The 24,321-nt window shown below is 66.9% G+C and carries 22 protein-coding genes; 6 read left to right on the top strand and 16 right to left on the bottom strand.

What is annotated here, in order from left to right:
• Positions 1–115 precede the first annotated feature (115 nt).
• The 5 genes from eccCa to ACZ67T_RS19735 all read left to right on the top strand — a co-directional run bounded on the left by eccCa (position 116) and on the right by ACZ67T_RS19735 (position 6,435).
• A complete protein-coding gene (gene eccCa / locus ACZ67T_RS19715; RefSeq protein WP_469985558.1) occupies positions 116–4,084 on the top strand; it encodes a type VII secretion protein EccCa in 3,969 nt (1,322 codons plus the stop codon).
• Between the two features lie 149 nt (positions 4,085–4,233).
• Complete coding sequence (locus ACZ67T_RS19720) at positions 4,234–4,683, top strand: hypothetical protein (RefSeq protein ID WP_469985559.1); 450 nt, start codon at positions 4,234–4,236, stop codon at positions 4,681–4,683.
• Positions 4,683–5,438: a hypothetical protein gene (locus ACZ67T_RS19725; RefSeq protein ID WP_469985560.1), complete on the top strand. Its 756-nt coding sequence runs from the start codon at positions 4,683–4,685 to the stop codon at positions 5,436–5,438. The genes ACZ67T_RS19720 and ACZ67T_RS19725 overlap by 1 nt, the downstream gene beginning before the upstream one ends.
• Positions 5,435–5,974, top strand: a complete 540-nt coding sequence (locus ACZ67T_RS19730) for a hypothetical protein (RefSeq protein ID WP_469985562.1) — start codon at positions 5,435–5,437, stop codon at positions 5,972–5,974. Before ACZ67T_RS19725 ends, ACZ67T_RS19730 begins: the two co-directional genes overlap by 4 nt.
• Before the next feature lie 119 nt (positions 5,975–6,093).
• Entirely contained in the window at positions 6,094–6,435 is a 342-nt protein-coding gene (locus tag ACZ67T_RS19735) for a DUF397 domain-containing protein (protein WP_469985564.1), read from the top strand.
• An 84-nt stretch (positions 6,436–6,519) separates the two neighbouring features.
• On the opposite strand, the gene ACZ67T_RS19740 is transcribed toward ACZ67T_RS19735, so the two are convergent.
• The 10 genes from ACZ67T_RS19740 to ACZ67T_RS19785 all read right to left on the bottom strand — a co-directional run bounded on the left by ACZ67T_RS19740 (position 6,520) and on the right by ACZ67T_RS19785 (position 17,322).
• Entirely contained in the window at positions 6,520–8,016 is a 1,497-nt protein-coding gene (locus ACZ67T_RS19740) for an outer membrane protein assembly factor BamB family protein (protein ID WP_469985566.1), read from the bottom strand.
• A gap of 150 nt (positions 8,017–8,166) precedes the next feature.
• Positions 8,167–8,466 (bottom strand): WXG100 family type VII secretion target, encoded by a 300-nt coding sequence (locus tag ACZ67T_RS19745; protein WP_469985568.1) that lies wholly within the window; start codon positions 8,464–8,466, stop codon positions 8,167–8,169.
• A 52-nt stretch (positions 8,467–8,518) separates the two neighbouring features.
• Positions 8,519–8,857 carry a WXG100 family type VII secretion target gene (locus ACZ67T_RS19750; RefSeq protein ID WP_266559376.1) on the bottom strand — a complete coding sequence of 113 codons (339 nt, stop codon included), beginning with the start codon at positions 8,855–8,857 and terminating at the stop codon, positions 8,519–8,521.
• 114 nt (positions 8,858–8,971) lie between these two features.
• The gene (locus tag ACZ67T_RS19755; RefSeq protein ID WP_469985570.1) at positions 8,972–10,144 is read right to left on the bottom strand and encodes a S8 family serine peptidase; all 1,173 of its coding nucleotides are present in this window, start codon (positions 10,142–10,144) and stop codon (positions 8,972–8,974) included.
• 128 nt (positions 10,145–10,272) lie between these two features.
• Positions 10,273–12,000 carry a WXG100 family type VII secretion target gene (locus ACZ67T_RS19760; RefSeq protein ID WP_469985571.1) on the bottom strand — a complete coding sequence of 576 codons (1,728 nt, stop codon included), beginning with the start codon at positions 11,998–12,000 and terminating at the stop codon, positions 10,273–10,275.
• Positions 11,997–12,473: a hypothetical protein gene (locus ACZ67T_RS19765; RefSeq protein ID WP_469985573.1), complete on the bottom strand. Its 477-nt coding sequence runs from the start codon at positions 12,471–12,473 to the stop codon at positions 11,997–11,999. Before ACZ67T_RS19765 ends, ACZ67T_RS19760 begins: the two co-directional genes overlap by 4 nt.
• A gap of 341 nt (positions 12,474–12,814) precedes the next feature.
• Entirely contained in the window at positions 12,815–13,381 is a 567-nt protein-coding gene (locus tag ACZ67T_RS19770; protein ID WP_469985574.1) for a hypothetical protein, read from the bottom strand.
• Entirely contained in the window at positions 13,357–15,642 is a 2,286-nt protein-coding gene (locus ACZ67T_RS19775) for a hypothetical protein (RefSeq protein ID WP_469985576.1), read from the bottom strand. Before ACZ67T_RS19775 ends, ACZ67T_RS19770 begins: the two co-directional genes overlap by 25 nt.
• A gap of 12 nt (positions 15,643–15,654) precedes the next feature.
• Positions 15,655–16,137 carry a hypothetical protein gene (locus ACZ67T_RS19780; RefSeq protein WP_469985577.1) on the bottom strand — a complete coding sequence of 161 codons (483 nt, stop codon included), beginning with the start codon at positions 16,135–16,137 and terminating at the stop codon, positions 15,655–15,657.
• Between the two features lie 831 nt (positions 16,138–16,968).
• Positions 16,969–17,322 (bottom strand): DUF4333 domain-containing protein, encoded by a 354-nt coding sequence (locus tag ACZ67T_RS19785; protein WP_469985578.1) that lies wholly within the window; start codon positions 17,320–17,322, stop codon positions 16,969–16,971.
• A gap of 260 nt (positions 17,323–17,582) precedes the next feature.
• Here ACZ67T_RS19785 and ACZ67T_RS19790 point away from each other — a divergent pair, with 260 nt between their 5' ends.
• Complete coding sequence (locus ACZ67T_RS19790) at positions 17,583–18,302, top strand: hypothetical protein (protein WP_469985579.1); 720 nt, start codon at positions 17,583–17,585, stop codon at positions 18,300–18,302.
• A gap of 72 nt (positions 18,303–18,374) precedes the next feature.
• On the opposite strand, the gene ACZ67T_RS19795 is transcribed toward ACZ67T_RS19790, so the two are convergent.
• The 6 genes from ACZ67T_RS19795 to eccB all read right to left on the bottom strand — a co-directional run bounded on the left by ACZ67T_RS19795 (position 18,375) and on the right by eccB (position 24,232).
• On the bottom strand, positions 18,375–18,899 hold the full coding sequence (locus ACZ67T_RS19795; protein WP_469985580.1) for a hypothetical protein: 525 nt from the start codon (positions 18,897–18,899) through the stop codon (positions 18,375–18,377).
• Positions 18,900–18,934: 35 nt separating this feature from the next.
• A complete protein-coding gene (locus ACZ67T_RS19800) occupies positions 18,935–20,230 on the bottom strand; it encodes a putative T7SS-secreted protein (RefSeq protein ID WP_469985582.1) in 1,296 nt (431 codons plus the stop codon).
• A gap of 71 nt (positions 20,231–20,301) precedes the next feature.
• On the bottom strand, positions 20,302–20,607 hold the full coding sequence (locus ACZ67T_RS19805; RefSeq protein WP_469985583.1) for a hypothetical protein: 306 nt from the start codon (positions 20,605–20,607) through the stop codon (positions 20,302–20,304).
• A 196-nt stretch (positions 20,608–20,803) separates the two neighbouring features.
• Positions 20,804–21,406 (bottom strand): hypothetical protein, encoded by a 603-nt coding sequence (locus tag ACZ67T_RS19810; RefSeq protein ID WP_469985584.1) that lies wholly within the window; start codon positions 21,404–21,406, stop codon positions 20,804–20,806.
• Entirely contained in the window at positions 21,403–22,683 is a 1,281-nt protein-coding gene (gene mycP / locus ACZ67T_RS19815) for a type VII secretion-associated serine protease mycosin (protein ID WP_469985586.1), read from the bottom strand. The genes ACZ67T_RS19810 and mycP overlap by 4 nt, the downstream gene beginning before the upstream one ends.
• Positions 22,684–22,696: 13 nt before the next feature.
• The gene (eccB, locus tag ACZ67T_RS19820) at positions 22,697–24,232 is read right to left on the bottom strand and encodes a type VII secretion protein EccB (RefSeq protein WP_469985588.1); all 1,536 of its coding nucleotides are present in this window, start codon (positions 24,230–24,232) and stop codon (positions 22,697–22,699) included.
• Positions 24,233–24,321: the final 89 nt, after the last annotated feature.

Genomic DNA, 24,321 nt, shown 5'->3' on the forward strand with positions numbered 1-24,321 from the left:
CCCTACCGCCCACCGTTGTCAGCGACCGTCAGTAGGATCGCAAATCACGATCGACGTCCGCCTGACACGGGGCGGCGGACGGAACACCTCGGTCCGGCAAGGGAATTGGTGCGAAGTGAGTCACATCGTCGTGAAGCGCCCGCCTCGGGCGCTGCCGTCCGAAGTGCCCACGGAAGAGGTGGTCCTGCAGCCTCCGCCCGAGCTGCCGCGCGGGCAGCAGGAAGGCGCGATGATGCAGCTCCTGCCGATGCTCGGCATGGGCGGATCCGTCGTGTTCTTCTTCAACGGCCAGGGCGGGCCGTTCATGAAGATCATGGGCATGGTGATGATCGCGTCGACCCTGGCCATGGGCATCGCGATGCTGGTGCGCTACCGGCGCGGCTCGCAGGGTCAGATGTCGGACATGCGCCGCGACTATCTGCGTTATCTGTCGCAAACCCGGCGCGACGCCACGAAGACCGCGAGGAAGCAACGCGACGCGCAGTACTACCTGCACCCCTCCCCCGAGCAGTTGTGGGCGCTCGTCGCCGAGGGCAGCCGCGTCTGGGAGCGGCGCACGGGCGACGAGGACTTCGGGCAGGTGCGCGTCGGCCTCGGCCCGCAGGGGCTCGCCACTCCGCTGGTTCCCCCGCAGACCGCGCCCGTCGACGAGTTGGAGCCGCTGACGGCGGGCGCGATGCAGCGTTTCCTCGCCGCGCACGGCACGCTCGAGGACCTGCCGATGGCGGTCTCGCTGCGGGCCTTCTACCACGTGACGGTCAGCGGCGAGCCGCAGACGGTGCGCGGCACGGCCCGCGCCGTCGTCGCCTCGCTCGCGTCGCTGCACTCCCCCCAGGACCTGGTGATCGCCGTGGCGACGGGCCGGGAGGCCGCACGGCAGTGGGAGTGGGCCAAGTGGCTTCCGCACAGCCAGGCCGCGGGCCAGACGGACGGCGCGGGCAGCCGCCGTCTGATCACCACCGACCCGATGGAGCTGGAGGCGATGCTGACCACACGCCTCCAGGGCCGTCCGCGCTTCCACCCCGGTGGTGCGCCCGTCCCCGAGCAGCCGCACCTCGTCGTCGTGCTCGACGGCGTGTCCCTGCCGCCGGTGTCGATGCTTGCCAGCCCCGAGGGCCTGCAGGGTGTGTCCGTCGTCGAGGTCGTTCCCGGTGAGCTGACGGCGGGCCGCGGCGACCTCTCGATCGTCGTTCAGCCCCGCTCTCTGACGCTGGAGTCGGCGCACGGCATGGTCTACGAGGGCACGCCCGACCTGCTGTCGTACGAGGCCGCGGACGCGCTGGCGCGGCAGTTGGCGCCGCTGCGCATGGCCTCGGGCGGCGACGACGACGAACCGCTGCTGGCGAACCTGGACTTCACGGATCTGCTGAGCCTCGGCGACGCCGCGTCCGTGGACACCAAGCGCACGTGGCGCCCGCGCTCGCAGGCGGAGCGGCTGCGCGTGCCGATCGGCGTCGGCGAGGACGGCCGGCCCGTCATGCTCGACCTCAAGGAAGCGGCACAGGAGGGCATGGGCCCGCACGGCCTGTGCGTCGGTGCGACGGGTTCCGGAAAGTCGGAGCTCCTGCGCACCCTCGTCCTCGGCCTCGCGGTCACGCACTCCTCCGAGACGCTGAACTTCGTACTCGCCGACTTCAAGGGCGGCGCGACGTTCGCGGGCATGGCCCAGATGCCGCACGTCGCGGCGGTCATCACCAACCTCGCGGACGACCTGACGCTCGTCGACCGCATGGGCGACTCCATCCGCGGTGAGCTCAACCGCCGCCAGGAGATGCTCCGCGACGCGGGCAACTACGCGAACATCCACGACTACGAGAAGGCGCGCGCGGCCGGCGCCCCGCTCCAGCCGATCCCGTCGCTCGTCCTGGTGATCGACGAGTTCAGCGAGCTGTTGACGGCCAAGCCCGACTTCATCGAGATGTTCGTGCAGATCGGTCGCATCGGCCGTTCCCTGGGCGTGCATCTGCTCCTAGCCTCCCAGCGCCTCGAAGAGGGCCGGCTGCGCGGCCTGGAGACCTACCTCTCGTACCGGATCGGTCTGCGGACGTTCTCGGCCGCGGAGTCCCGCGCGGCGCTCGGCGTGCCCGACGCGTACGAGCTGCCGAACGTACCGGGTTCCGGCTTCCTGAAGTACGGCACGGACGAGATGGTCCGCTTCAAGGCGGCGTACGTGTCCGGGACCTACCGCTCCGGTTCCGCGCAGACCGCGGTGGCGGGCGGGCCGCTTCCCGTGGACCGGCGGCCGGTGCTGTTCACCGCGGCCGAGGTGCCGGTGCAGTACGTGGCCGTGCCCCAGCAGCGCTCCGAGGCCGCGCCCACGACCGACGACGCGCTCGCGGACACCGTGCTCGACGTGATCGTGCGCCGGCTCGAGGCGCAGGGTCCGGCCGCCCACCAGGTGTGGCTGCCGCCCCTGGACAGCCCGCCGTCGCTCGACAGCCTCCTTCCCGGCCTCGCCGCCGTGCAGGGCCGCGGGCTCACGCAGCCCGGCTACGAGGGCGCGGGGCGGCTCATCGTCCCGGCGGGTCTCGTCGACAAGCCGTACGAGCAGCGGCGCGACCCGCTGTGGTGCGACTTCTCGGGTGCGGCCGGCCATATGCAGATCCTGGGCGGCCCGCAGTCCGGCAAGTCGACGCTGCTGCGGTCGCTCATCGCCTCGTTCGCCCTGACGCACACCCCGTACGAAGTGCAGTTCTACGGACTCGACTTCGGTGGTGGCGGTCTGTCGGCCGTCGCCGGGCTGCCGCATGTCGGCGGGGTGGCCTCGCGCCTCGACCCCGAAAAGGTGCGCCGCACGGTCTCCGAGGTCTACGGCGTGATGATGCGCCGCGAGGAGTACTTCCGCTCCTCCGGCATCGCCTCGATCGGCGACTTCCGCGCACGCAGGGCGCGCGGCGACATCTCGGTCACCGACCAGCCGTGGGGTGACGTCTTCCTCGTCATCGACGGCTGGGGCAACTTCCGGACGGACTACGAGGGTCTGGAGCCCGCGGTGCTCGACATCGCGGCCCGCGGCCTGGGCTACGGCATCCACCTGGTGCTGACGGCCTCGCGGTCCATGGAGGTCAGGGCGAACATGAAGGACCACCTCATGAACCGCCTCGAGCTGCGGCTCGGCGACACGATGGACTCCGAGTTCGACCGCAAGGTCGCCGCGAACGTGCCGACGGGCGTGCCCGGCCGCGGCCAGTCACCGCAGAAGCAGCACTTCATGGCGGCGGTCCCGCGGATCGACGGTCTGTCGTCGGACACGGACCTGGCCGAGGCCACGGCGGCGCTGACCGCCGAGGTGACGCGGCACTGGACGGCGCCCGGCGCCCCCGAGGTGCGGCTGCTTCCGCGCGAGTTCGCGGCGGACCGGCTGCCCCCGGGGAACCTGTTCCCGGACCGCGGCGTGTCCTTCGCGCTCGACGAGGACAACCTGGAACCGGTGTTCCTCGACTTCGAACAGGACCCGTTCTTCCTCATCTTCGGAGAGAGCGAGTCCGGCAAGTCGAACCTGCTGCGCCTGCTCATCAAGCGCCTCACCGAGCGCTACGACGGCGACTCGTGCAAGCTCTTCGTGGTCGACAACCGCCGCGCCCTGCTGGATGTGACCCCGCCCTCGCACCTGGCGGAGTACATCCCCATGTCGAACTCGATGGGGCACCACATGGACGCGCTCGCCGACCTCATGCAGCGGCGTACGCCGACGGCCGAGGTGACGGCGCAGCAATTGCGGGACCGCAGCTGGTGGCGCGGTCCGAACGTCTTCGTGATCATCGACGACTACGACCTGGTGTCCACGTCGAGCGGGAACCCGCTGTCGGGCCTGACCGAACTGCTCCCGTTCGCGCGGGACGTCGGCGTCCGCTTCATCATCGCCCGCTCCTCGGCGGGCGGCGGCCGGGCCGCGTACGAGCCGTTCATCCAGCGCATGAAGGAGCTCGGCGCCCAGGGCCTCGTCCTCGCGGGCGACCCCGGCGAGGGCGACCTCCTCGGTGGGGTGCGGCCTCGGCCGATGCCGGCGGGCCGCGGCGTGTTCGTGTCTCGCAAGCGGGGGAAGCCGCTTGTCCAGACGGGACTGGTCCCGTCGGACCAGTGACGTATTGAGATCGTCATGGTTGGGCAAGGTCGCTTGAACTGACCAGGTCACTCTGGTCAGTTGGATGTGCTGTGAAGTGCCCGTCTCCCTCATGGAGGGAGACGGGCCCTACGGGAGCACATCAGTGACACGGGGGAAGGGGTCAGTAGATGGCCTGGGACGAATGGGAGCAGCTCAAGGCGGAAGCCCTGCACAAGGGGAACGCCAAGATGCAGTTGAACCAGCTTGCCGACCCGGGCGGCGGCGGTGGGGGTAATCCTCAGGGCGACCTGACGGTCAACTTTCCCGATCTGGCCGCGATCGGAGATGCGGCGTTCCGGCTCCGTACCCGCATGGACCGGGAGAGCGACCATGCCCGGATCTCCTCGATGAAGGCCGCCGGGGGACTCAAGTCGGAGTTCGCCGTCGGCAAGGCCCTGGACCATGTCGCTGAGCGCTGGGTGGACCAGGTGCAGTCCCTCCTCGACGCCTGCGCCCACATCTCGAACCACCTCGACTACACCCAGGGCGCGCACAAGGGCGACGAGGAGCACATCTACGGCGTCATCAGCAGCATCTCCACCCTGGACAAGGGCTTTGACGAGAAGCGGGGCAACTGATGGACCTCGACGCGCTCCGTTACGGCAACTTTTCCGCCCTGGGTGAGGCCGTCGGCGACTGGGAGGAAATGGTCGTCAACCTCAAGTCCCTTCAGGACGACGCCGAGCGTGACCTCAAAGCCAAGGCCGACAAGGCGAACTGGCACGGCGCCAACGCCACGGTGTCGCGTGAGTTCGTGGACAAGACCGCCGGGGAGTTCGCCGATGCGCATACGCAGGCCAACTCCATCGCCAAAATCCTCGGCGACACCCGTAGCGAACTGATCGACTACCGGCAGCAGCTGAACGACGGGCTGAACCGCGAGATCGTCCACGACATCAACACCGATCACCCGAGTGATCCCAAGGAGACGCTGCAGCGGGCCGGCGCGACCGTCGGGTTCCTGGAGGAGGCGCGTTATCAGGCGCTGGACACCGACAAGGAAGACCCGTCCTGGAAGGCGAAGTGGGCCTACCACGGCATCGGCGGCGCAGCGAACTTCATTCCGGTGGTCGTCGACGCCGCACAGCGCGGCGTCGACGCAATCACCTACCAGTGGCAGCAGGACGAGCAGGGCCGTATCGACGACGAGAACCACCAGCAGAACGGCAAGACCTTCACGGGCCGTGAAGGCCAGCTGGAGTCCCTGGCGAAAATCTGGGCCACGGCCAACCCCGGCCGGACCGAGAACAATTCCTACACGTTGACCAACGAGATCAACGCGGCTGCCTTTGACGGCAACGCGCGGGCTCGAGGACTGGCGGGCGATCAGTGAGGCGGAGCGCACTGTCGAAGCGGTGGGGTGTCGCCGCGGTTCTGGTGATGCTCACCGCCGCGGCATGCACCGGTTCATCCGAGAAGGACTACGCGGTGCCCAAGGCCGCATGCGGAGTCCAGGTGGGCTCCGGTCTGCTGTCCCCGCTCCTGCCCGACGGCAGGAAACTGACCGAACGGGACTACGACTTCGGCCCCACGCAGCCGCGTTGCCAGCTGAAGGTCGACGGGGATCTCGTCGTGTATTTCTCCGGCGATGTGGTTCCGGCCGGCACCGATGTCATCGCGGTGAACCAGCGCGACATGCGAGGCCTTGGCCACCCTGCCGCCACGGACATCGGCCAGGACGCCCGCGTCGCGGACCGCGGAGCCCTGGCCGTGGCCACGTGCGTGTACGGCGGGAAGCGGCAACAGTTCGTCGCGAACATCGAGTTGAAGCAACTGGCGCTCAAGGACGTGCCCGAGCGACGCGATGCGCTCCGCTCACTTCTGAAGGCGTACCTTCCCGCGGCGATGAAGGACGTGGGCTGCGGCTGAGGCCGTATCTGTATCTGAGGACTCCGGAGGTGCAAGTCGTGTGACGCGCCTCGCACGTCCGGCTGCCCCAAGTAGGCTTGGCGCAGGGCAGGTACGTACATCGGGAAGGGGCCCGGATCATGGCCGAGGCAGTGCAGGGCGCCGAGCAGGGTGCGGGAAGCAAGGCCGCTGACGAGTCCCCGGAGGACGTCAAGGCGCGCAAGGAGCGGGAGAAGAACGAGCTCTACGCCCTCGACATCTCCGACGCCGAATGGCACAGCGCCCCCGGCACCGAGGACCACGAGGAGCGCGTCGAGATCGCGTATCTGCCGGCGGGCGCCGTTGCGATGCGGTCGTCGGTGGAGCCGGAGACGGTGCTGCGGTACACGGAAGCGGAGTGGACTGCGTTCGTGCTGGGGGCTCGGGACGGGGAGTTCGATCTGGAGGATGTGGCGCGTGGAGAGGCACCTGCGGCCGACTAGTCGTTGGGGGCCGCAGCGCGGCCGAAGAGCCCTCCGCGAGCCAGGTGGCGGAGGGCTCCAGTGGTGGGGCCGAGAGGGCCTACCTCAGCTCGACGGACGCTGCACAGAAACGCTCTCGATACCCACAGCCCCCCACAGTCGCGCTGCCTTCCCGCCCTTACTCACCCCTTGCAGCTCCCTCGCCGCAAAGTAGATCCGCCCATGCTCGAAGACAATGTCGTCAAGTTTCGGATCCATGAAATTCGCCTCAGCCAGCACGTTGAAGTAGTAATACGGAGTGATGACTCCTGTTTTCGGGTCGAGACTCACGACCGAAGACGGTGCGAAGTTGTCCGTGCTCCGCCTGAACGCGAGAACTTGATCGCCGCTCATTCGGATCGGGTAGATCATCTGGTCCTGCCCCGAATCGAACTTGAGGTCCGTCCTCCCGGTAGCAAGGTCGAATGAAACAATCCAGTTCGAGGTGTGATTGATTCCCTCGACCCGTTCACCGCTCGTAATGAAAGCCTGTTTGCGCCCGACCACTACGTGCGCACAGTCTTCGACAGAACTCTCGTTGACGAGATCAGCACTGCAATCGACCTCATAATTGCCACCCTCAAGGCGAATTGTCGCCCGATACTTCCCCCTGCCGTCCAGCGAGATCAGGTCGGTCAGACCCGCATCACCTGCCGCGACAGCGACTACGGGCGGCTCGGACGACGCGAGATACACAAGGTTGACGCCGTCAGCGACATGGTAAGTCCATTTAGACTTACCTGTCTGCGGATCGATCTTCTGCACTTGGTATCGACTGTTCCCCCATTTTTCAGCCTCGTTCACGCAGTCGCGCCTGAGGAGAAGCCCCCGACCTCCCGCAAATCCCCCGTCCCTGCATTTGGCAGTGCGCTGGTGAACCCAAAGCCGCTTTCCCTCTGCCATGTCATAGGCTGCCGAACCTGCTCCCCATGCGGTTGCAACGACACCTCGCGTCAGGGTCACGTTGGGGTCACTGAAACTGTGTCCGGATTTCGGCGTGGGAACAGTCACCTGCCAGAGCTTCTCTCCCTTGTTCAGCGAAAAAAGCGCCAACCGGTCGCAAGGCGCGTCCTCGCCTTTGCTGCTCCTGAAAAGGATTGCGGTTCGACCGTCCGTAGTCACGTGCCGCGTCGTACCGCAAATCAGGCCGGGCAACCTGTAGTGCCAGGCCTCCTCATCCGTTCCGGCCTTGATTCCTTCAAGCGTGGAGTTCATCCCCTTGACGAGAACCTTGCTCGTCGCCCACGTACCCGGCATCGCGAGGTTCTTGCCGGGCGGCAAAGCGTCGATCAGGGAGGTTCCAAGATGCCCGGAGCGGTCCATGGGAGGCTGCTCCACCGTCTCTCTGACCTCATCCGGTGCCTGCCGGGGAGCCGCTTGACCGCCCACCGCGTCGTCCTTGTTGTCACCGGGCAGCCCTCCCCACGTGAACCACACACCTGCGCAGGCGACCACAGCCAACCCGGCGACTACGGAAACCCACACCTTCGTACGCCGCCGCCGGCGCTCAACGGCTACGCGTTGCGACTGGGTAAAGGGCGATGGCGGGGGCCCGAAGGTCACTGGTAAACATCCCTCTCAATGACAAGGCAGCATGAGGTGCTCCTCATCGGAAGTTAATTACTGGTGTTGGTCAGTACCGGCTCCGGCACAGCGATGGGGTGGGCGCCTCCCGCGCGCGCCCACCCCAATGCGTCTATCGGCTGACGCCGATCACTCGAAGTAGCTCGCGGCCTTCTTGTCGCCGCCCATGTAGTCACCGCCGGCCTGGTGAACCTTGTGCCCGATCGACTCGAGCGCCGCGTGGATGCCCTGCGCTTCGCGGTCCCATTCCGCCTGCTTGCGGGCGTATGCCTCGTGGGCCTCGCCTTCCCAGAGGCCGGCCACGTTGGCCACTGCCTGCTTGATCTCCGCCAGGTCCGCCTCAAGTCGCTTGGCCTGGGTGCCGAGTTCAGTGGCCGTCGCGTCCAGTCCGCCGTACTTGACTACGAGCTCGTCATGGTTCATTCCCATGATTGTTCCTCTCTTCGGTATTGGTCAGTTCGATGGGACGAGGAGACGCCGCTCAGTAGCTGTTCAGAGCCGAGTGTGAACCACCCAGGTCCACATCGATGCTCTGCACGGACGCGCGGACCTGGTCCTCGGTTTCGTTCTTGATGTGCCGGGTCTTGTTCATCGAGTCCATGAACCAGACCAGAAGGTTTCCGATCTTGACCATGCGCTCATTAATCTCGGTCTGCTTCGTGTCGAAGGCGTGAGCACCAATACCCTTCCAGTGCCCCTCGAGGGAGTCGATGGTGCCCTGAAGTCGCCCGAGCTGCCCCTTGATCGACTCGAACTTCTCCGCCAGGTGCTTCTCGAGCTTGATCAGATCGCTGTCTGTAATCCGCTGGCCCTGTGCCATTACCGGACTTCCTTCCTCAATTGTTTCTGGAACTGCCTGGGTTGCGACTCGCCAGGAAAAAACTCAGAACCTGGCCTGGGCTCAGTGCGATGCGCTGAACCCGGAGAGCGATAGTCAGCCACTACGTCGCGACCGAAGCACCGCGAACGCCCCGCCCCCGATCACCACCACCGCCGCAGCGGCACCGAGGACAATCCACAACTGGTCATTGCCGTCCGAGGACTTCGCACTCGATCCTGCCGCCGAGGTCTCGCCACCTGAAGTGGATTTCGAGGGCTGTGACGAGGCTGGTACGGAGGCGGAGGCGGTAGCGCCAGTAGTGGAACCGGCAACTGACGTCTTCTCGTTGGTGATCGGATCGACGTCGGGAGCGCCCGGCTTCCCCTTGCCGGCGATCAAGTTCTGGGCGGGCCTGATCAGTCCGTAGCCGAGATACTTGCTCGGCTGGTTCCTGGGCCAGTCACGACCGGCAGTGTCGATCAGGACCCGGAGTACCTGGCTGGCCGTCCACTTGGGGTGCGCCGACCATATGAGGGCGGCGGAGGCGGAGGCGATGGCGGTTGCCTGGCTCGTGCCCTTACTCGGGCAGTACTGCTTGAAGGTCGGGTCGCACCAGACGGGTACGTCCACGCCGGGAGCGGCGAGGTCGATGTAATCACCGGACTCGGAGAACTTACCGACCGTTCCCGATTCGTCCGAGGCCCCGATTCCGACTACTTCCGGATACGCGGCCGGGAAACCGATGAAGTTGTCCTTGTCGCCGTTGTTCCCGACGCCGGCAAACATCAGTTTGCCCTTCTTCGCGGCGTACTTGACGGCACTCTCCATGGCGTCGTCCCCGTACTCACGCCCGATCGAGAGGTTGATGATCTGAGCGTCGCTGTCGGCAGCGGCCCTGATCGCGGCGGGGACCGAAACGGTCTTCTTGCGCTCGGCCTTGGACTTCAACGTGGTGAGCTGAGTCCGCACCGGAATGATCCTCGCCCCGGGAGCGAGCCCCTGAAGCCCTCCGCCGGCCCCGGAACCTGCGATGAGCTCCGCCATCGTGGTGCCGTGACCGTCGTAGTCGCGCGTGGCTCCGTACGATGCGGCGGCAGGCACGTCGTCCGACAGCACCTTGCCCTTCAAGGAAGAGGTCGAAGGGTTAACGCCGGAGTCGACCACCGCGACCTTTATGCCCTTGCCCGTGCTCACCTTCCACAGCCGCTGGGCCAGCATGTCGTCCAAGTACCACTGCTTGGCATGCACGTCGTCGGCAACGGCGCTCGGAGCCAGCCCGGTGGACATGACGGCAAGGGCGCCAACTGCGGCGCCCATCACGGACGCGCGTCTCCCTACCCGCCCCAGGAAGGGCACAGTCCATCTGCCGCGTCGGGTGATCCCTGACTTCATGCTTCGTCTGTCCTCGCTCGTGCTTAGTCGATCACCGGCGGCACATCGCGCTGCGGCTTCTTGGGGATATGGGTCTGATCGTCCCCGACCAGGTAGTCGGGCCGCAGTACGCCATCGCCCTCTTCCTGGTCGGAACTCGGGTTGCCCTCGGGCCCTCGTACAAGGCCGGAGCCGCCGGCGGTGAAGCCGTTCCTGCCCGCGCGGGAGGGGGAGTTGCGTCCCGCGGGAGCACCAGTCACGCCGTCGGAGTTGCCAATGGAGCCGCGCCCCGGCGTCTGGTTCCTGCCGTTGCCGTTCTTCGTGCCCGGCGCGCCCACGACGCCCCGCTGGCTGATTCCGCCCGTCGAAGAACGCGAACCAGCAGCGCCCTCGCCCCCGATGACCGTGGCTCTCGGCACCTTGGGACCTGTCTTCGCGGTCGCACCGGTCGAGGTGGGCTTTCCGCCTATGACGCCACCGTTGCTCCGGCCCGCGCCGGTCGGCCCCATGCCTTGGCGGCCGGCCGGGGTTCCTCCGGACTTAGGCATACCGCCGGTGACTCCGCGCCCCATGGCCGGCGGACGGCCGCCGGGCATGCCGCCCTTGGCGACAGCCTGGCCGGTCGCGTTGGGGCGCCCCAACGGGTTGGTGCCGCTCTGGCCCAGGCCTCGAGCCGAAGCAGGTCCGGGGGTTCCGGCTCGTCCTTGTGCGGTCGCTGGATTCCTCGGCATGCCGGTCGTACCGAACGCTCGTCCCACAGGACCCTTGGCCAGGGGATTTGGCACCCCCTGGGCATAAGGAGGAAGCGGGACACCTTGCGGGCTGGTTGTCGGCGTCGTCGGGGTGGTAGTGCTGGTCACGGGAGTCGGCGTCTGCTGAGGAAGCGTGTCGACGCTGTCGATTGCCGTTCCGACTTCTGGGACCTGCCGGGTGGTCGAGTCGGGGACGTCCTTGACCGGTTGCAAGCCGATGTCCGCGTGCGGGACACCGGTCGTGTGGCGTTGCTCTACCGTGCCATCGGTGCTCGACGCATGATGCTGCGTCGTGCCCCGGGGTGCCCTGGAGTCAATCGGGATAGCGTCGCCCCCCGCCGGCTTCGGCACCCCCACATTAGGCATAGCCTCGAACGTGGGAGGTTCCAGCCCCTTCAGCGACTCCTCGGAGACGACGTAGTACGACGACAGCCGGTTCATCTGGTTGATGGCCTCTTGGCGATGGCCCTCAACCTTCGTAGCCGCGGTGTACTCGTCGTTGGTCTCTACCCGCGCGACCACCGGGATGTCGCCGACCGACTTCCGTACGAGACGACTGTCCCGGGGCGGCATGGCGCTGCGCACGGACGCCAGGCCCGTACCGGCGGACGTGATCTGGACGCCCGCGGCCTTCGCGTAGTCGGCGAGGTCGTCCGCGTGGCCGGCGAGTCCCTTGCCCCAGATCTGGAAGGCCTTGCCCGCCTCGCCCTTCCAGTCGTCCTCGGCGGCCGTCAGGTGCCCGCGGAGTTCGGTCGCCGCGTCCGAAATGGCCTTCTGTGCCTTCCACAGGGCCTCACCGGCGCCCTCGAGGTCTGACGGGTTCGTGTTCTCAACGATGTCGATCATGTCGTTGAGGTCATGGTCCTCGAAGTTCGACTTCTGACCCGGGGTACGGAGCCTGCCGAAACCGAAAGCGTCGTGCATGACCTCGGACATCCGACTGGTCATTTCGGTGGCGCCGACCTGGACGTTGCTCTGTTCCTGGCCGGACAGCTTGTCCCAGTCGTCCTTCCCAGTCACAGCCCGAATCCCTTCTTCGACTGCTTCTTGTCGTTGCGCGGCTGCTCAGGCGCGCCCGCCTTCTCGCGCTCCGCAGCCTGCTGGTCATGCTCGATCTTCGACTGGATGGCCCAGAACCGGCGTCGCTGTTCGTCCTCGAGATTGTCGTAGCCGACCTCCGCGCCATGCGCGGCGATACCCATCGCCTCGATCTGCAGGCTGAGCGTCTTCGCCAGCGAGGTGAGCCGTTCGTGAACAACGTTGTACTGGTGGTAGAGACCGTCAGCTTCGGGAAACTTCGTACCGGCGCCACGCAGAGAGGTCGGCGCGATCCGCTGGCCACCGACCTTGGACGGCGCTCCGTCCGAGCCCTCGAACTCGCTCAACAGCGTGTCGACGCGCTGTTTGAACGTCTTGAGCACCCCCGCGCCGACCTTCAGGTCGGCGGCAGCCGCAGCCGAGACCCCGCCCATCGCCATGTCCGCAGGCAGCATGACGGCCCCCTTCCCCGTTCCCCGTCGGTCCTTCAGTCCGCGCCCGGAGCGCGGTGGCGCGAGCGTCCCTCATCGCGCCTTTACCACTGTAGTCACCCTGTACAACCGAACCAACTGACCTATGTGTTAAGTCAGTTACGAAACGCCCTTCCCGTATCGCGCTTTCGGTGCAATCTTCTCATCTCGCCGACGCGCGCTCGATGCCCGGTCGAAGTCGTGACACTCGCGCGCAGGCACTGCCCGCGCGGGAGCCCGGCGCACCCTCCGGGAGGCGAACATTCCTCCATGAAATCTTCACCGTCGTGACTACGGGGGAGGCAGGAAATACGGCGTTCAACAATTCAGCCCGATTTCACTTCGCAAGGCGAAGACCTCTTCAGCGACTCCGTGTATTCCGTGATCAAGTTCTTGAGGGCCGATTCGTCCTTGTGTCCCGGTTCGAAGACCCTGATGACCGTGGAGATGTCCTCCTTGACCACGTCCTGGGCGGTGCACCCGGTGATCGATACGGCGGCCGAGTCCGTGTACGCGATCGTGCGGGCCTCCGCGGATTTCGGGTCGTGGGCGGAGAGTTGGTCCACGGCGATGTCTCGCGCCGCCGCGCCCGGTTCGCGACGCTCGCGTTCGACGGACAGCACGACCTTCTTGTCCACGGCGACCTCACAGGTCGTGATGGCGTCGGGGACGGGATTGTCCGGCTTCACGGCGATGTGCTTCCCGGGCGGCAGCAACGGCGTGAGCGTTGCCGCCTTGAGGTGAATGCCGCACAGCGAGGACGGCACGGCGTACTCGCGCTCGGCCGAGTCTCCGCATCCCGCTGCCGCCGCCGTCAGCACGGCGGTGACGGCGGCCAGAGGCAGGAGCCGCGCCCCGCGCGCCGGCCTCAGTGATGGCTTTCCGAGTTCCACTGTGCTCCGTCCGAATGGCTGATGCCGGCTGCGGTGCGTGCGGCGCGCTGCAGGTCGTCCGCTGTCTGCAGGTCGATTTTCGGGTTGTGGCGCACGGCGTTGTCGACGGCGTCCTGGGCCGAGCGGATCGCCTCCGAGCGGCCGTGCGAGTACTCGCCTCCGGCCTGGTGCTCCGCTTCCGTCGTCGTGTCCTGTTCGATGCTCTTCATGACGCTCTCCTGGATGTCCTCCGACGCCCACCCGATGGGCGCGCCCAGGATCGGAACGTGCTCGGCCGCCTTGTCGACGCCCATCCCCAGGATGCGGTTCACCCACTTCGCCTTGTCGGCGGCGGCCTCGTTGAAATCCGCGTCGGACGCCGCGTGGTACTGGTAGATGGCGTCCGCGCGCGAATCGCTCATGATGCCCGCGATGGCCGCTCCCGGCGCCACCGCGTCGCGCACGCGGCCGTCCATCGACGTCGTCGACGTGGTGGGGTCGTTGACGACACCGTTCACCACGTCCGCCGTGTACGCCTGCTGCGCGGCGGTGATGGCCGAGTACGCATGCGGGTCCTGGCCCACTTCGCTGAGGAACTTCTGGGCGTGCCCGGGGTCGAGGCCCGCGGCCGAGCCGAACGTCGGGAACATGTCGCTGCCGGCGTTCTCCTCGTACATGGCCTGCTGGAAGTCACCCATGTACTCGGAGGTGATGTCGCCGAGGCTGTCCTTCATGGCGTACAGCGGGCCGCTCTCGCCCGAGTCGCCGTTGTGTTTGAGCAGTTCGGGGTCGCTGCCGAACTTGTCGACGATGTCGTGCACGAGTCCGGCGCGTTCCGGCGTGTGCCGCACGGCGTCGCCCATGTCGTCACTGTCGTACGGCCGTCCCGTCGTGGCGGATTCCAGGGCGTGGCCGAGCGCTTCGGGGCCGACGTTGCGCGCGGCCCGCAGCGCGTCCTCGTTGCCGTAGAGGTATGCGTCGTTCGAGTCGGCGTTCCACAGGAAGTCCTTGTCGGTGAAGACGTCCAGGTAGGACTTGAAGCCCAGCTTTCCGTCCTGCTTCACCGTCCCGTCCTCGTTGTACGCGGTGGGAGGGTCGGTGAAGAACTTCTCCGAGGCCTCCGGGCTGTGGCCGAGGGCTTCGAGGACGCTGTTCAGCGGGTCCTCGCCGGAGCCGAGCTTTCGCGACGGATTGAATCCGTAGCCGTCACCCTGCCCGTGGCCCACGTGGGTGAGGAGCTTGTCCGGGTCTTCCTGGTGGAGTTGCGTGAGGTGTTCGGCGATGGGGTTGATGAAGGACGGGTCGTAGTTTCCGTACCGCATCAGGCCACCGAGCACCTGATAGCCGTAAGGCTTCGTCATCTGGTGCGGCATCCAGGAGATCTGCTGCGTGCCGAGCCTGCGGAACTCGTCGCCCCAGCCGGCGGGGAGGTGGTTCTTCGTGTCCGGGTCCGTGGCGTTGGCCAGGGCCGGACCCATCACCTGCTGGAAGTCCTTGACGGCGTCGAGACGGACCTTGCCCGCGTCCTTCTCCGTGCCGTCCGTCGTGATGTCCGCGTAGAACTCGAGCGCCTTCTCGGGACCGCCGAGGCCCTTGTAGAACCCGGTGGCGAACTGGCCGTCCTTCTCGCCGCCGTTGAACTTCATGATGCGGTTGAATTCGCGGAGTTCGACGTCACTCATATTGTGGCCCTTTTTGGCGAGTTCGAGCGCGCGCTCGACCTGGGCGTCGTTGAGTGATCCGTATTCCTTGTGACCTGCGTTGTTCGGGTCGTTTCCGTGGCTGCGGGTGAGTGCAAGCTTGACCGACTGGTCGATGTCGTTGGCGCGGCCGACGTTGGCCGTGATCTGGTCGGCGTAGTGCTGGAGTTCCTTTTCCGGGACGCCCTTGGGGGGCTCGCCGGGTCCGACGTATTCGATGACGGAGACGCTGGTGTCGCCGTTGTCGAATACGCGGTATCCCTTGCCGATGGCCTCGGAGACGAGCGTCTTCGTGCTGCGCTGGAGCTGTGTCAGCTCCTGGTGGGCGTCGTCGAGCACTTGGAAGATGCTGTTGGCCTCGCCGTGCAGGTCCTCGAATTCCTTGGTGGTCTTGCCGATGAGCACGCGCACCACGTCGGCGTTCTGGCCGGCCCATCGGGCCCCGTCCGATTTCGCCTGCATTCCCGTCCTGGCGTTCTCCGCCAGGGTCTTGAGGTGATCGACGGCCGCTTTCCAGTCGGCGACGGACGCGCCGAGCTTCGCGAGGTCGACCTCGGCCAGGTCTGTGTACTTGAGCGTCATGGCCTGCCCCTCCTACTTGAGCAGGTCGTTCAGCCGGGACACGGGCACGGCCGAGCCGTCTCGCTGGTGGAGGTCGACCGCGATGGTCGCGTCGTCCTGAGCGTGCAGCTTCTTGCTGTAGTCCAGGTGGTTGGAGATGTGGGCGCAGGCCTGAAGGACCGTTTTGACCTGGGTCGTCCAGACGCTGACGGTCGTCTCGAGGGCCGAGCCCATCTCGAAGTTGCTGACCTTGAGGGCCGTCGCGGCCTGCATCGTGGATCCCGAGCCCTGCTTGTCGGCGCCGGCGCCCGCGATGTCGGCCTGCGAGTGCAGATGGTCGTGGAGGATGAAGGCCTCATGCCCCACGGCGCCGAGATCGTCCTGGTTGACCACCAGGTCGGCGCCGCCCGCGGAGCCACCGCCGCCGGGTTCCGGGGCCAGCTGATTGAGCTGCATCTTCTCGCTCTGACGGGCGGCAGCGTCGGACTTCAACTGCTCCCATTCGTCCCAAGCCATGCCCTGACCTCTTCCCCCGTAACCCGGCGCCCGCCGGCTCGGAAGGACAAGGCTCCGTACCAACGGATCAATGTGCGGGTCGAGCTTCCTACAGAAGAGTTGCACGGGCGGAGATGGCGACGGGTAAAAATCTCCACAACTCTCGGTGGCGTGTACGCCGTCGAAATCGCGATCACGGAATTGCCGAAGAGCCGGAGGAGATCGAATTCAAGCGGAAGGGGACCGAACCCACAAGACTCTCCATTACGGACACACGCCTACAACTCATGTCGTCCACAAGACCTTCACTTGCCAGCATCTCGGGCGTCGGCCCGAACGGCCGCTCTTCGCGGTCGAGTTGCGAACTTGACCGGATGGTTGCCGCCCGTCGGCGGTAACAGGCGGGCACGCGCGGGATCAGCGGCAACAGGCGCGCACGCGCGGGGGCTCACTCGTGGCGTGGGACGAGGAGGAGCAACTCGAGACTGAGGCGGCCGGCCGTCAGTCGACGCAGATGGGGCGGCCCAGGCGTACTGGACCTCGACCATTCGGCACGCGGTGCGGGGCGGAGCCCCTCGCAGACCGTAGTGCGGGCCGGAGGAGTGATCGGCAGCGCCAGGCTCTCCCGAGCCCCTGACGGCGGCTCACCTACAGGTGCGTGGCCGCCGACAAGGCCCCGGGAAGACTCAGCAGCCCGGCGTCCGGAGGGAATACCTGGGGGGCGCTTGCCGACCCGGCGAGTAGGCCTCCATGAAACCTTCGCCATCGTCACAGGAGGGGAAGAGCAGGCATCGAGACCGGCCCAACAAACGGTCCGATCGCCTCGCGAGAGGCGCGGTGGAGTCGAAAGAGTCAGCTCGCGGCCGGGGAAGGCGTCTCGTCGGCCTTGATGTCGAAGTTGACGTTGTCTCCGTCGACCGAGGAGACCTTGACCGTCACGCCCAGCGTGCTGCCGTCGCTCGCCGTGAGCGTGCAGCGGCCGGTGTTGCCGACCTTCCCGACGAGGTCCTCGGGGCACGTGACGTCCGGCTTCGGCTGGCCCGTGGTGGCGGCGAGCTTTTCGGCGACCGTGTCGGCCAGCTTGCCCTTGGACACCTTCGGGTCGGACTTGCCCGCACTCACCGACCCCGAGCAGCCGACGAGGAGCACTCCTGCGGCTGCGGCCGACAGGGCCCACGTTGCGGCGGAGAGGCGGGACTTGATCATGAGGGGTCCGTTCCGGTGGCTGGAGAAGCAGGTCACAGAAAACCGAAAAGGGCAGGGCAGACCGCCCCCTTCGGCGTTCCAGCATATGGCGCACAGGAGACGCCTACTTGGGGCACATTTCTGATATCCGGGCAAATCAGAACACTCCACGGACCCTTCGCCTCACCAGCAAACGATCTTCACTCGCGCGATCGGCGGCTGCGGTCACCAGGCCAACCTCGGTTCACAGGAGCACAGGGTGTCCGCAATAATCTCGCCTCATGGAACAGCTGCTTCAGATCCTGGTGAAGATCCTCTTCTTCGCGTTCATTGCGGGAATGTTCACGCTCGTCATCAGAGCGTTCATGCGCAACAGTCGAGAGGTCGACCGGATCAATGAAGGTTGGGCGAACCTCGAAGGGGTCGCCGCTGCGCGCGGCTGGACGTATGAGCGGCGCGCGCGCGGACGGGCCACCGAGTATTGCGGTGTGGGCCCTATGCCGGGCAAGGGCTCGAACCTGAGCGCGTGGCACTACATCACAGGGGAGTTCCGCGGCCGCTCCTTCAAATGCTTCGAGTACCGCTACACGAATCCCTTGTCGCCCACCACCCAGTCCGGGACCAGGAAGCTCACGTACGAGTCGGTGTTCCTCGTCTCGGCGCCGGGCCAGGGGGCATACATGCATATGGAGCCGCCGAGCAAGCTGGACGGTGTGCTGGGGCGGGGTCCCAGGAAACTGCTCGATGTTCCGGAATTCGACAAGAAGTTCCGAGTTGACAGGCATGACGAAGCTTTCGTCCGGAACGTCCTGACTGATGACGTGAGGGCCTTTTTCCTCACGGACCAGCGTGCCGAGAAGAACCCGCTCCGAGTGCGCGACGACGAAGTGTTCACGTGGTACACCGGCACCATGACTCCGCAAGACATCGAGGACCGGTTGAACTACCTGTGCGACGTTGTGGAACGCATTCCCGCGCAGGCATGGACATCCGCCGCCTGAGAAAAAGCGAAGCGCCCCTTGCCCCGGATCGAGAATGCACCGGGCCAAGGGGCGTTTTGCGTGTGTCGACGGCTAGCTGGCCTCGCCGGCGGAGTCATCGGCCTGCCGCACGGTTCGCAGGAATTCCTTGTAGTCCTCGATGACTTGACCGAGTTGATTCTGCGTCGCGGTGAGAACGATTTCGATCACCGCGCGCTGAGCCGGGTTCCGCACGTCCTCCATGCCGAGGTACACCTGGCTCTGGCACAGCTCGATAGGCTCCCCGCGCAGCGTGGTCGAGAGCACGAGGTTCTGCACGATTCCCGGAGAGTCCGTGAGCCCGGGGAGGTCCGGCGTTCCGATCTCGGTCTTCTTGAGGACGCGCACGGGCCCGCCCTGCTCAAGCCGGGGCAGCGACTCATCGGCGATCTGCGAGATGGTGGCGCCATCGTTGCGCATCTCGCCGGAGATGGTGATATTCGCTGTGAATCCGCCGTCGACGGAGGCCGCGTGGAGCGCGACGAACGCGACGTTCGGCGCTCCGACCTCGTCCGGCGGCGCCGCCTGCCAGCCGTCCGGCAGCGAAAAGGAAATCTTGACCGGCAACGTGGCTGCCATGGTGGATCCAATCCTTCAGTGAACTTCGGCTCGGGCTAGAGCCAGCTGCCGACTGTGCTGTCCCATGCATCGCCCACGGCGTCGGCACCATCGCTGAGCGCGCCGGTCAGCTTGCCGGTATCAACGGTGACATTGAATCCGACCTTGCCGCCAAGACCCAAACCCACTCCGACGTCGCCGCCGATGGTGAACTTGCCGTCCTTCATGCCCAGATCGCCATGTGCTTCGGCTCCCACGCCTGCCCAGGCCTCGCCGTTCACACCAGCGCCGACACCGGCAACGTCGGCAGAGGCGGATCCTGTCGCTTTGGCTCCGGCGAACGCCTCGGCGCCGCCGTGCACTCCGTCCTTGCCGACGGAGACGTTCGCCGACGCATCGGCACCTACGAATGCCTTCGCTTCACCCTGGACTGCGGCGACGCCGTACTCCAGGCTGCCATTCGCGGACGCCTGGGCGAGATACGCCGTTCCCGAGACACCTGCCTTGAACCGTCCGTCGGTGACACTCAGACCGGCCGAACCGTCTACGCCCAGGGCCTGGGCACCTGCGGCGTACTTGTACTTGGCGTCGCCCCATTTCCCGTCGCCGTCGATGCCGTCCGACCATACGCTGGCCTTGCCCGACCACTCGGCGATTTTGATACTCACCTCGGCCTTTTTGGGCGGTGTGCCTTCCTCGTCGGCGCCGGCCGCATCAGTCTTCTCCCGGAAGTACCACTTGCCGTCCTCGCCCTTACCCCACTCCCTCTCCCTGTGGCGTGGGTTTTCCCGGGTGCCGAACCACCGCTTGTTCTCCCTTTGCCACGCATCGGGCGCGATGGCGCTCTTGCCGACGCCGTGGTCCTCCAACCACTTCTGGGCGTCCACGCCACTTCGGATCGCGGTGAGCCAGTCAGGGCTGTCCTTGGAGTCGCCCGCGAGGTCGTGGAGCTTTTTGGTGAGCTTCTCGGCCTCTTCCTTGAGCTGCTTCTGCGCACCCTTCAGGAGGGTTTCGGCGCCCTCGTGGTCCCCGGCCTTCCACTTGTCGATCGCGGTTCCGGCCTGCCCCTGCGCCCAGGTCAACATGGAGGAGTACGAGTGGACGGCCTTGGCAGCCCCCGACATCGCGTCGCTCGCGAAGTACCAGTTGGTCTTTTCCTTGCCCAGGGTGGGCCAGAAGGCCTCGCTGGCCTGACCGACCCAGCCCTTGATGCGCAGGTCGCGCAAGCCGTCGCCGATCTTCTCGAACTTGTCCGACCAGCTGTTGAAGGCGGTCTCGATGTCGCCGAGCTTGCCGGCTTCCCCCGGGACGAGATCCTTCGGGTCGTCAGTCGACCCGAGCGTCGCTGCCATTGAGTGCGAAATCCCTGTTCTGTTCTTGTTCTTGAGTCTGTGTCAGTGCTGGATCGGCTGGATCAACACCGTCAGGCAAGCGCGGTCTTGACGGACTTCACGGCGTCACGGATGGCCTCATCCGTGTCCTCGTAGTTGCCGTTGGCCGCTTCCAGTCCGTCTGCCAGAGTCGCCGCGCAGTCGGCGAGGAGTGCTCCCCCCGACTCCCACGTCGCGCAGAACGTCACCAGGGACGCGGCCACGTCGTCGTTCCCCATCTTGGTGGACAGATCCGCTGCGTCCCCAAGGTCCACCTTCTTGACCGGTTTGAGGATTTCCACCATGTCCTTCGCGCCCTGCTTCAAGACGCCTGGGCCGACTCCGAGATCCGCAACCACGGCGGCTCCCCCTTCTCAACTCCGCCTGCACGCACACCCGACAGCACCGGGCAATGGCACGCTACCAGCGGAAACGCGCCTCGACGCGCTCCCCTCACCGCCCCTTCACCACTCCACCTCACGACCCCTTCCAGCGCCGAGAAGGAGTACGCGAACTCCGTTGCCCAGGGGGAGGGTTACGGCAGGGCCTGACGCCTCAGCACGTGCCCTGCTGGGATGTCACCGTCAGGCGGTACGCGCGTTCGGTGAATGTTCCCTCGCCGCCGTCGATGCCCGGTGGCGTGTAGTCGTCCTTCGCGCGCCGGGCGCGTTCGACGTGTGTGCAGAAGGCAGCGTCCGCGCCGTCCGCCTGCACCGTGAAGTACGCGTCGGTGTCCGTGTTCGTGGCGGCCGGGCCGGCGTCCACGCCTGACTGGGGTGCTCCCCCGCCGCCGTACTGGACCACCTTTTCCTCGAGCAGGGACTCGTAGTCGTCGAAGTAGGCGGAGTCGGTGGTGAGTCCGTCGTCTCGGTACATCCAGCCGTCCAGGTCGTCCGTGGCCTGGCGTACCGCGCTGGTCAGTTCATCGTCGCTCCAGCCCGAGTCGGCGGAAACCCTCAGCAGGTTGAACCCCTCGAACATCATGACGCAGGCCAGGACGAGGAAGATCACGCGGCCCACGACGAACGCGGCGTCGGGGAGATCGGGCGCTGACGCGTTGAGGCTGTGGCGCCAGCCGCGTACGCGATCCGCCTTGACACAGGCGGCCACCAACAGCAGGGCGGCGATGCCGAAGCTGAGCGCGACCATCGCTCTCACGCCCCGCCCGCCACCTTCCGGCCCCGCCGCCGCGCGTCCCGTACCGCGACGGCCGCCCCGCCCAGGCCCGCCACCAGCACCGCCGTGCCGACGACCGTGTATGTGGCCAGGCGGGTGTTGCGCTGTTCCGCCGTCTCGCCGAAGTGGAGTTTCGCCGCCGTAGGAGCCTCCGCGCGGGTGACCCCCTCTTCGGGGGACGGGGACTCGATCGGGTGGTCCGGGTCCTCCGTGACCGCGCGGACGGGGTCGACGACGCCCCAGCCGACCAGGCGGTCGTGGCCCGAGGTCGAGCGTTCCGCGGTCTGTTCGATCTGGGCGACGACCTCGGCCGCCGTCCAGTCGGGGTGCTTCGCCTTGACGAGGGCCGCGACTCCCGCCACGTACGGGGCGGAGAAGCTGGTGCCGTTGTCCGAACAGTGGCCGCCACCGGGGACCGTGGAGACCATGTCCACGCCCGGCGCGGCCACGCCCACGAAGTCGCCCGACTGGGAGAACGAGGCGCGTTCGTTGTTCCGGTCCGAGGCCGCGACCGCCAGGACGCCGGGGAACGAGGCCGGGTACGTCTCCTTGACCTTGCCGTCCAGGCCGTCGTTGCCCGCCGAGGCGACGACCACGATCTTGGCGGCGAGCGCCGCGTCGACCGCGTCCTGCAGCACCGGGGCGGGTTTGACCGCGTCCGCCGTGTCCTGGGAGATGTTGATGACCTGGGCGCCCGCGGCCTTCGCGTCCAGGATGGCCGTCGCGAGGGTCTCGGCCGTGCCGTGGCCCTCCGCGTCGTTCTGCTGGATCGGGATGATGGTGGCCTCGGGGGCCAGGCCGACGAAGCCGGTGTGACCGGCCGGGCGCGCGGCGATGATGCCGGCGACGCGCGTGCCGTGGCCCACGGTGTCGGTGGTGCCGTTCTCCTTGCCGCGCTCGATCTTGTTGCCGTCGTCGTCCTTGAGGTTCTTGGGCAGCAGGTTCTTGCCCTTGGACGCGTCCACGGCATGGGCGAGCTGCGGGTTCTTGACGTCGACGCCCGTGTCGATGACGGCGACCCTGACCCCCTTGCCCTTGGTCTCGCTCCACAGGTCGTCCAGGAGGACGCGCTGGAGCGACCATGGACGGCCCGCGTACTTCGGGTTCTTCGGGCCGAAGGTGCACTGTTCACCGTCGGCGGTCGCGGGTCCCGCGGGCAGGAGCGCGGTGGTCGTCACGGTCACCGTCAGCGCGGCGGCCAGCGCCGCCCTGCGCGCCCATGTGGCTGCGGCTGCGGATTCCCCGGATGCGTACGCCATCGTGTCCCCCGCCCTAGGAGCCCTGCGGCTGGCGGGCCGCAGTCGTGGACAGGCGCGGGCCCGTGGGCAGGAACTGCGACCAGGCGTACGGGATCGGCGCCGGGTCGACCTTGTCGTAGCCGAGGCTGGTCACCGCCAGCTTGGCCTCCTGCCGCTGCTCCTTCTGCTGCTTCTCCGTGGCGCCGATGCCCGCGTCGTCCGCACCGCTGTCGCTGTTGGACTGCATCGCGTAACGAAGGCCGGTGTCGGTGACCAGGAAGACGGGGCCCGCGGCTGTCTCGGTGCCCTGGAACTGGCGGTAGAGCTGGCCCGATCCGGCGGTGACGTAGGCGCTGGAGGAGCCGGTGGGAAGGGGCGCGGGGAACTTGGTGCCCGCCCATGTGCTCAGGGTGGTGCGGCCGTTGTCGGGGTCGACCTTGTTCAGCACGTTGCAGACGGTGTTGCGGCTGCCCGCCGTCGTGGTGGCCTCGTTGACCGTCTTCGGCTCGTACTTCGGCCAGTTGGCGGGTCCGAAGGGCCGGCTGGCGGCGACGGCACCAGGGCTCACCTTGAGCGCCTCGCCCTGCTGTCCCAGGGACACCAGGTCGGGGGAGCCCAGGAGCAGGTGCGCGGTGAAGTCGGTGATCGGGGCGACCTTGCCGGGCAGAACGACGTAGAACTGGTCCGGCGTCTTGAGGACCATGCCGACCTTGTTCGCCGCGTCGTCCAGCAGCGTGCTGTTCAGGCCGGCGGGGTCACCGGCCTTGCCCGGCAACGTCGGGAAGGAGATCGCCGTGCCCTTGTGGAGCGTGTCCAGCCAGTTCCTGGAGACGCGCTCCGGTTCCTGGTTCGCCTGGTTGATGCCGAGGGCGCGCAGGAGTTGTTCGCTGTCGTCCCCCTGGGCGGCGATGCGGTAGGCGGTTCCGCCCGCGTCGACGACGTACTCCGTCTTGGCCTTGTCCGGGCCGACGACGTACATCAGATCGCCGCCGCGCAGCTTCGCGTCGTGTCCCTCGGTCTTCGACTCGTCCCGCTTCGCGAGGACGAACGCCGCTTTCTGGATGGCGCGGCCGCCTTCGCCCGGGCGCTCGCAGACGGCCCAGCGCTTGGCTGACTCCGCCTCGGAGTCCGGCGGCAGGCGGTCGGGGGCGTACGGGATGCCGATCGTGGCGCCGTGCGGGATCTTGCCGCTGTCGAGGACCTTCTCCGACACCGTCACGATGGGGTTGTCGCTCGGCGCCACGAGGAGCTTGGCCGACGCCATGTTGAGGACAGGGTGCAGCTGGGCCTTGCCGTTCGTCTTCAGGACCACGTAACGCGTCGTCGACTTGTCCGCGACAATCACGTTCTTCGCCGTTTCATCCCAGTTGGGCGGCGCTGTCGGCTTGAACATCCCCCACGCCCCGAAGACCGCCAGGACGACGACGCCGACGATGACGCCCGGCATCACCGCACGCAGCGGCTTCGGTGCCCCTTCCTCCGAACCGGAGGGTGAGGGCTGAAGGAAGGACGCGAGCGTACGACGCTTCGCGAAGGTGTAGGCGTTGAGTTCGTCCCGCCGTGATGCCATCTGTGTCCGCTTCTCCCCGTGCAGCGCTCGGGGGTACCTGCGTCCCCCGCCCTCCGTTGTCAGACCCGGCCCCTACTATGCCTGTTGCG

This window comes from Streptomyces sp. NPDC107517 (assembly GCF_055582645.1).

Excerpts from the sequence above, each read along its gene's own strand:
- ACZ67T_RS19750 (WP_266559376.1), bottom strand. The coding sequence starts at position 8,857 with ATGGCACAGGGCCAGCGGATTACAGACAGCGATCTGATCAAGCTCGAG.
- ACZ67T_RS19765 (WP_469985573.1), bottom strand. The coding sequence starts at position 12,473 with ATGCTGCCTGCGGACATGGCGATGGGCGGGGTCTCGGCTGCGGCTGCC.
- ACZ67T_RS19795 (WP_469985580.1), bottom strand. The coding sequence starts at position 18,899 with ATGGCAGCCACGTTGCCGGTCAAGATTTCCTTTTCGCTGCCGGACGGC.
- ACZ67T_RS19735 (WP_469985564.1), top strand. The coding sequence starts at position 6,094 with ATGGCCGAGGCAGTGCAGGGCGCCGAGCAGGGTGCGGGAAGCAAGGCC.
- ACZ67T_RS19790 (WP_469985579.1), top strand. The coding sequence starts at position 17,583 with ATGGAACAGCTGCTTCAGATCCTGGTGAAGATCCTCTTCTTCGCGTTC.
- ACZ67T_RS19780 (WP_469985577.1), bottom strand. The coding sequence starts at position 16,137 with ATGGCTTGGGACGAATGGGAGCAGTTGAAGTCCGACGCTGCCGCCCGT.
- ACZ67T_RS19745 (WP_469985568.1), bottom strand. The coding sequence starts at position 8,466 with ATGGGAATGAACCATGACGAGCTCGTAGTCAAGTACGGCGGACTGGAC.
- mycP (WP_469985586.1), bottom strand. The coding sequence starts at position 22,683 with ATGGCGTACGCATCCGGGGAATCCGCAGCCGCAGCCACATGGGCGCGC.
- ACZ67T_RS19720 (WP_469985559.1), top strand. The coding sequence starts at position 4,234 with ATGGCCTGGGACGAATGGGAGCAGCTCAAGGCGGAAGCCCTGCACAAG.
- ACZ67T_RS19755 (WP_469985570.1), bottom strand. The coding sequence starts at position 10,144 with ATGTCCACCGGGCTGGCTCCGAGCGCCGTTGCCGACGACGTGCATGCC.
- ACZ67T_RS19800 (WP_469985582.1), bottom strand. The coding sequence starts at position 20,230 with ATGGCAGCGACGCTCGGGTCGACTGACGACCCGAAGGATCTCGTCCCG.
- ACZ67T_RS19775 (WP_469985576.1), bottom strand. The coding sequence starts at position 15,642 with ATGACGCTCAAGTACACAGACCTGGCCGAGGTCGACCTCGCGAAGCTC.
- eccB (WP_469985588.1), bottom strand. The coding sequence starts at position 24,232 with ATGGCATCACGGCGGGACGAACTCAACGCCTACACCTTCGCGAAGCGT.
- ACZ67T_RS19785 (WP_469985578.1), bottom strand. The coding sequence starts at position 17,322 with ATGATCAAGTCCCGCCTCTCCGCCGCAACGTGGGCCCTGTCGGCCGCA.
- ACZ67T_RS19725 (WP_469985560.1), top strand. The coding sequence starts at position 4,683 with ATGGACCTCGACGCGCTCCGTTACGGCAACTTTTCCGCCCTGGGTGAG.